Annotated in this window: 8 protein-coding genes; all 8 read right to left on the reverse strand. The window is 46.8% G+C overall.

Translation table 11 applies throughout. From position 1 onward, the window contains the following. Positions 1–119 precede the first annotated feature (119 nt). On the reverse strand, positions 120–641 hold the full coding sequence (locus tag QZL66_RS02625; RefSeq protein WP_293601789.1) for a class D sortase: 522 nt from the start codon (positions 639–641) through the stop codon (positions 120–122). Between the two features lie 53 nt (positions 642–694). Next, positions 695–3319 (reverse strand): leucine-rich repeat domain-containing protein, encoded by a 2625-nt coding sequence (locus tag QZL66_RS02630; protein WP_022410217.1) that lies wholly within the window; start codon positions 3317–3319, stop codon positions 695–697. A gap of 164 nt (positions 3320–3483) precedes the next feature. After that, positions 3484–3651, reverse strand: a complete 168-nt coding sequence (locus QZL66_RS02635; protein WP_022410218.1) for a hypothetical protein — start codon at positions 3649–3651, stop codon at positions 3484–3486. A gap of 227 nt (positions 3652–3878) precedes the next feature. Beyond that, on the reverse strand, positions 3879–4031 hold the full coding sequence (locus tag QZL66_RS02640) for a hypothetical protein (RefSeq protein WP_293601790.1): 153 nt from the start codon (positions 4029–4031) through the stop codon (positions 3879–3881). 162 nt (positions 4032–4193) lie between these two features. Next, positions 4194–4430, reverse strand: coding sequence for a hypothetical protein (locus QZL66_RS02645; protein ID WP_022410219.1), 237 nt, complete (start codon positions 4428–4430; stop codon positions 4194–4196). Further along, a complete protein-coding gene (locus tag QZL66_RS02650) occupies positions 4396–4890 on the reverse strand; it encodes a hypothetical protein (RefSeq protein WP_293601791.1) in 495 nt (164 codons plus the stop codon). Before QZL66_RS02650 ends, QZL66_RS02645 begins: the two co-directional genes overlap by 35 nt. Before the next feature lie 78 nt (positions 4891–4968). Beyond that, entirely contained in the window at positions 4969–5946 is a 978-nt protein-coding gene (locus tag QZL66_RS02655) for a PfkB family carbohydrate kinase (RefSeq protein ID WP_022410221.1), read from the reverse strand. A 10-nt stretch (positions 5947–5956) separates the two neighbouring features. Beyond that, positions 5957–7155, reverse strand: a 1199-nt coding sequence (locus tag QZL66_RS02660; RefSeq protein WP_293601792.1) for a glycoside hydrolase family 32 protein, incomplete at its 5' end; no start/stop codon positions are given.

Below are 7155 nucleotides of genomic sequence, written 5' to 3' on the forward strand. Positions count from 1 at the left end.
AAATCCGCATATATTTCCTATGAATACAAGCTCTAAAATAACCAGCCTGAAATTCCAATACTGGAGCTTCAGGCTGGTTTCATTTGCGGTTAAGTTTTTTTGATTTGCGTACCGGCAGGCTATGGCTTTGGAAATGATTCGAGGATTCCAACAACCACCTGTCTTTGTTTTCCGTCATCTGTACAGGATATTACCGTCAATCTGTCGTCGCCGTAATCATCCAATACTTCAACAGATTGCGGCGCAACAACATGGTATTCCGCCACAATATAGGTGTACCGTGTTCTCTTTTCATCATTGTCAATCAGGTACATCTCATCCCCGATTTGAATTCGGTCAAGAGCATTGAATATCTCGGCATAGATCGTGCTGTTATGTCCGGCAATGCAATAGTTGCCGTGTCCGGGCAAACCAGTCCCCTCAAAATGACCTGCCGATACTTGGAGTGCTTTGGAATCTGTTCCCTCAAGTACCGGAACCTTTATCTGCAAAGATGGGATTTCAAAATTGATATTATCATTCAACAATCTTTTGAGATATACCTCTCTGCTGATCTTTCGATACGCAAACAGAGAAAGAATCAAAACCCCACAGATCAGCAACAGGATTCCGAAAATCCGTAATACTTTTCTTTTCATCATTTTGTTTTTACAAATAGGAGTGCCGCTTGGAACACGACACTCCTACGGGTGAATTAGCTATGTTTTTTTCTGGTCTTGAGAATGATTGCCGTACCGCCAAGTGTCATGAGTGCTGCCAGTCCTGCGATCACCTTGTAAATGCCGGAATAACCAGTTTGCGGAAGACTGACCTCACCGCCCGCACTGTCTGTTCCTGTTCCCGTCACAGGGTCAATGGCATAGGTATCCAGAAGCTTTCCGTCCGCATCATACAGCGCAATGGAAAGCGTTCCGTCAGCGTTTGCGGCCGTTTCCGCTTTCGCCGGAATTGTCCCTGTTTTCTGGCGATAATCTTCCATCGCCATTTTGCCAAGCTCCTCTTCGGAAGCAAAGTATTCCATTGTGGTAGTCGTTGTGGCTGAAGTAACGCTTCCAGTGGAAGTGGTTGTTCCGCTATCCTTCGTTGTGACGGTATCGGCAGTTGTTTCGGTAGTTGCAGTAGACTCTGTTGTTACAGTTGTTGTGACAGTTTCCGTTGTTGTTTCGGTGGTTGTGACTGTGGTTACAATAGGAGTTGTCGTGCTCGGCTCTTCATATGCTACGTTGTAATCCGCAGAATAATCCTTCACGGTCTGGCTCGCACCATACAGGACGAAGCCCTCTATGGGAATCAGATCCCCGTAAGGATCTCTGGGATTGATGCCGTATCCGATTGCCTGCGCACCGATGACAGACACATGATCCGGAACAGCGATGCTCATTGCCGGATTTACAGCAAATGCTCTTGAACCGATTTTTTCGACGCCTTTTCCTATCGTAATATCGGTAAGATCGTTATATGCAAATGCACCGCTGAGTACTGTTTTCACACTGTCGGGGATTCTGATTTTCGTAAGTGCACATTCCGAAAAGGCACTGTTTCCGATCTGTGTAATGCCATCTTCCAGAACAACATTGTCCAGCTTTTCACAGCCGCTGAACAAACTGTCCGGTATCTCCCCGATCTTTGCCGGTATCGGAGGAATCTCCGTCAGATTGCTGCATGCTCCAAACGCACGCTCTCCCAGCATTTCCAAAGATTTTGGAAAATTCTCTATTTTCGTAAGATCTTTGTTTTCGTTGAAAGCACTGTCACCGATCTCTTTGACGCTGTCAGGGAATTGCAGAACCGGACAGCTGCTGTACTCGAACGCAGATGTTCCGATGGATTCCAGTCCGCTGCCAAGTGTCAGACCATTGCTAAGGGAACAGCTTTGAAACGCTGCCGTTCCGATTTCCCTGACGCTGTCGGGAATCACGACACTTTCCAGCCCAAAATCTTTCGCAAAACAATTTCTCGGAATGCCTGTTAAATTCTCGGAAAGTTTCAGCGTTCTGAGTTTGGAACATTCGGCAAATGCAGCAACGCCGATACTGGTTACAGAATCAGGAATGACCAGTCTTGTGATCGGCTGACTGCGGAATGCACAGTCTCCGATTTCTTCCAATGTATCCGGAAGTTCAACCGCTGTGATCTGCGGCGTTGTCCAGAAACCGTCAAATGCACTTTCCCCAATTTTGACGATACCGCTGGGGAAAACGACTTTTCCGAGAATCGGATCGCTTTCAAATGCGCTCTCTCCGATCACGGTATCGCTCATACCCTCCGTGAAACCGAGTTCAATCAGTTTACCGCAACCGATAAATGATGTCTTACCGATAAGCTTGATTCCCTTGCCGAACTGGACAGAAGTAATGTTGCGACACCAGCCGAATGCACTTTCCCCAATGGTTTCAAGCGTGTCCGGAAAAGTAATCGCTCCGCTGATACCGGAATTTGCGAATGCTTCAGCACCAATTGTTTTTATGCTGTTTCCAAATGTCACCTTTTTGAGATTGACAAGAACCTCAGTAGAATATCCGTAAAATGCCCGATTGCCGATCGTTTCCACGCCGTTTCCGATCACAACAGATTCCAGACCCGTGCAGCCCTCAAAGGCACTGTCCCCGATTGTCTTTACACTGTCCGGAATCACGAGATCCGTCAGGGATTTACACCCGCAGAAAGCACACGAGCCAATCTCTGTGATGGTATCAGAAAAATGAACCGTTTTCAGATTTTCCATGTATCGAAATGTGTATTCCGGAATCGTTGTCACGCCATCGGCAAATGTAATTGTTTCGAGTGCGTCTCTGTCAAAAGCATATTGTCCGGAGGTCAGATCGCCGGAGATCAGGATGCTCTTTACAGGACATTTCTCAAACGCATCTACGCCAATTTCTTGCAGCGATTTCGGAAGAGAAACATCCGTCAGAGAGGTGCATCCGCTGAACGCTTTTTGTCCGATGCTTGTAACACCTTCCGGAATGGTTACCGAGGTAATTGCTGTGTTGTCCCGGAATGCCTCCTGTTTTATTTCTGTGACAGGTATTTCCGTGCCGTCATAAGTAACAGCTGATGGGATCACAAGTTCTGCATCTGTTCCGGAATACCCTTGAATTATGCAGTAGTCGCTTCCTACACCATCGTAATCATAATATACAGCGTACTGGTAATTGTCATCGGTCGTCCCCTCTCCACGCACGCCATATGCCGCAGATACAACACTGCTGTTTTCAACGGTACCGGTGTATGCCCCATAGGCGTAGCAGCAGGAAAAAGCGGTGGCAAATGCAGTAGCCGAAGCCAGAATCCGACGAATCGATCTGTGTTTTCTCATGGAAATCCCTCCTGTTCCTTCGTGTTGTGCACGTATTGTTCAGCATGCACATTCGATATCATTTATATCCATATCATATCATACTTTATCAAAAAAAGAAAGCAGTTTTACCAAAAAGTCAATGACAAATCGGTAAGATTTGAAGAAGATTGAGAAATGATAATTCAAGTCAAATATTTCTTGTTAGGATAGAACCAAACGGGAGATAAGATAGGGGCATCGATCTTCTGTGCTTTTCGCTCTGGGCTGCTGGGGCCGTCCTGTGCCGCAGTGTCCGGTGCAGTCGGCTCAGTGTTCTGCGGCGTGATCTGGGTCTGAGTTTCCTCGTCCATGGTTTGTCCTCCTCTCGTCATTTGGGTATCAAAAAAGCGCCTGATTGCTCAGACGCTAAATTTGTGAGATAAGAGCGCCGTACCCGCAGGCTGTCTTGCTCTTATTTTCCGCCCCTCCGCCAGTTTTTGCCCGTGGTCAGGGCATGAAAAAAGCACCTCGTTTGAGATGCTTTTTGTTGTATTCGGTTTTACTTCTCAAAATGTGCGGTATTTTGAGAAGCTTTCGGTTAATGTGCAAACGGGCAATCTTTTAATGCTTCTCTTTGCTGGATTGCAATTTCTTTCAACCTTTTTCGGATCATTTCTTTTTCTTTTTCGTTTGTGGAAGAAAGCAACTTTTTTCTCAATTCAACTTGTTCACTTGTCGGTTGCAACATCATAAATCATCACCCCAATAGTGCTAAAATTGCATCAGCAACGGAATTTTTTTCTCTTGCTGAAAAGCATTCGGCTATAATCTCGGTAAATTTACCAGATGTCCAACCTTTATCAGCATACACGCTTAGAAATTTTCTAATAAAATCTGAGTCATGCTTATCGCTTTAATACCACATAATTGTCCGCTCCTGTGGCAATTCGGACTTTTCTACTGCGCAGAAGTACTTTTCGGCGTGATGGATATGTGATGCACACCATGCGTAGCCGTTTGGGAGTTGGAAAGAGTCCATTTTATTTTTTGCCCGGTCAAAGCTTAGCAAAATCGGTGTACGGCAATCTTCTACATAGGCTTCACAGGTGATCTTTTCACGATTTGCCTTTATGTTTTTCAATGCTATCATAATATTCATACGCCTCCTTTGCATAATTATATGTTTTCGATGTGATTTTATGTGCTTCGGCTTGGGAATACCCCTGCTTCATAAGCTTCCGTTCCATCTGCTCGTGCTTCAGAAGTGTGAGGTCGTGCGGTTTGATGTCTTTTCCATCAATCAAGCGCTGCCACGACTCTGCCATTTTATAATCCGGGTCAAAGTAATCCGTTCTGTCTCCTAAACCGTGTTTCTCCATAAAAATGAAATCTTTTATGAATTGTACAAGTTCAGAAGAGAACCCGGTATTCTGTGCGATTTTTAAAACGTCTGTTTTCATTTTTCGAACAGCAGCATAATATCTTTGCGCATGTTCATCCGCTCTTTCGCTGTCAGGGTTTAGAGCTCCGCTAACAACACCACTTGTTTTCTCTATTATACCACCACTGCCCTCAGGAGTCAACGGTTTCCCGCTGATTTTCTCCGGCAAATACACCTTTCAGGCATGAAAAAACACATCACTCTTTGCAGCCATTCCCTGCAAAAAGTAATGTGCTTCTTAGCCTTCTTATGTCTCTGAAAGGCTTTCCAATCTCATCAAGCCGTGGATTTCCTGCCGATTCGGCATCACCTTTAACGCACCCTTTCTCATCGTTACCAGTGATGCTCCGGCATTTGCAAAATGCAGCAGCTCCAGAAGCTGCTCTTTCGTGAGCTTGTCCACTTCATGCTCCAGCACATAGTTCAGTACGCAACCGAAAAATGTATCTCCCGCACCAGTTTTCTCCACGGATTTCACATCATAGACTGGTGCTTTTGCCACTGCATTTCTCGTATAAGCACAGCTTCCGTTTCCGCCGAGTGTGATGCAGATCAGCTGCATCTGCGGATACTTTTCCAAGAGTTCTCTTGCTGCCCGGTCATAGTCCGAATGCCCGAACATAAACTCCACCTCATTGTCTGAGATTTTCAAAAGATTGCATTTGGAGAACCCGTATTCGATTTCGGTTCTTGCATCTTCAAGATTGTTCCAGAGCGGTTCCCGCAGATTCGGGTCAAAGGAGAGCATCGCTCCGCTTTCTATTGCGGTATCTATGGCAAATCTGGTGGCTTCCCGAACGCCTGCATGGGTCGAGGAAAGCGTGCCAAAGTGAAAGATTCTGGAATCCTGAATCAAATCTGTACGCACTTCCTGTCTGGTCAGCATCATGTCCGCACCCGGATTGCGAATAAAGCTGAACTCCCGTTCACCACCGGCAAAGGTATGCACAAAGGCAAGCGTCGTCGGAACACCTGCATCTGCCACCAGGCCGTCTGCACAAATTCCAACCTCTTTTATGGTTTCGGAAAGCTGCCTGCCGAACATATCTGCTCCGACTTTTCCGATGAATGCAGTACGCTTTCCCAGCTTGGAAAGCATGGCAAGCACATTACAGGGAGCGCCGCCCGGATTCGCTTCCAGCAAGGGATTTCCCTGCGGACTGATTCCGCTTTCGGTGAAATCGATCAGCAGTTCACCCAAAGCTGTTACATCATATTTTTTCACTGCATTCCCCTCACTCTGTCGTATACAACGTATATGCTTCGCCAGTGACTACATCCGACAACCCGTATACCACACTGCTGATCACCGCTTCGCCTTGATTGGCATAGACTTCGATCAAATTGGAATCCACATAGATCTCCAGTTCACAGCCGTCCCTGAGTACCGGTGTTTCCGCAGTCAATCGATATTTGCCGTCTTTCACAAATACAGCAGAGCGATCTGTGAAAAGCTTGTCCTGTTCCCGCCAGATCCGGTATCCGCCAATGCTGATGCACTCGCCGTTTTTCAGCGAGGTCTTTACCAGATAGCCAGACTTGCCCGCCTGTTCCGGCGAAGAGATCTCCTTGGTAAAAGCGTTTTGGATATGCGGATGAGGGCGGAAATAAATGCGATCGTTCTTCACCGAAACCACTCTTGGAATACACATCATGCCGTTCCACTTACCGTCTACTGCCTGCGGCATTCTCATCCATGCAATAACAATACGATTGCCATCTTCATCCGTCGTACTCTGCGGGGCATAGAGATCCAGCCCATAGTCCAGAAACTGAACGTCATCTGCAAGCTGCATCGTTCCGGTCGCTTCATCGAATGCGGAGAACAGACAGATCGCTGCGGAATCATACGTTTTTCCATCGTTCAAAAAAGCCATGGGGGAAAACACCGTGATGCCCTTGCCATCTACCTCAAAATAGTCCGGACACTCCCACATCCAGCCGAAGTTGTCCTTTTCCACGTGACTGAGATACTTCCAGTTCTGCAAATCCTTGCTCTGATAAATCAGCAGTCTGCCCTTTTTGGCAACAGAGCTTCCCAGTACCATATACCATGCATCTGTTCCACGCCATACCTTCGGGTCACGGGTGTGCGTCTTGCTGCCGATCTTACCTTCTGCAATGGAGGGAATGATCGTCTTTTTGTCATGAACATTATCAAAAGTCATGCCGTCTGCGGAAGAGATCATCATCTGTGCTGAGAGAAACTGATCGTTCTTGCAGTGGTTAATGTTCTCCGGATCCTCCTCCAGATAGTTGACACCGGTATAATACAAGTACATCGTTCCGTCCTGCTCCACAGCACTGCCGGAAAAACAGCCGCTGCGGTCATCGGTCTTGGTAGGATACAGGGCGATTCCCTTTTCCTCCCAGTTCACCAGATCCTTGCTGACAGCGTGTCCCCAGTGCATTCTGCCCCACTGCGGTGCGTAGG

The organism is Ruminococcus sp. CAG:330, assembly GCF_000437175.1.
GTDB lineage: Bacteria > Bacillota > Clostridia > Oscillospirales > Ruminococcaceae > Ruminococcus_C.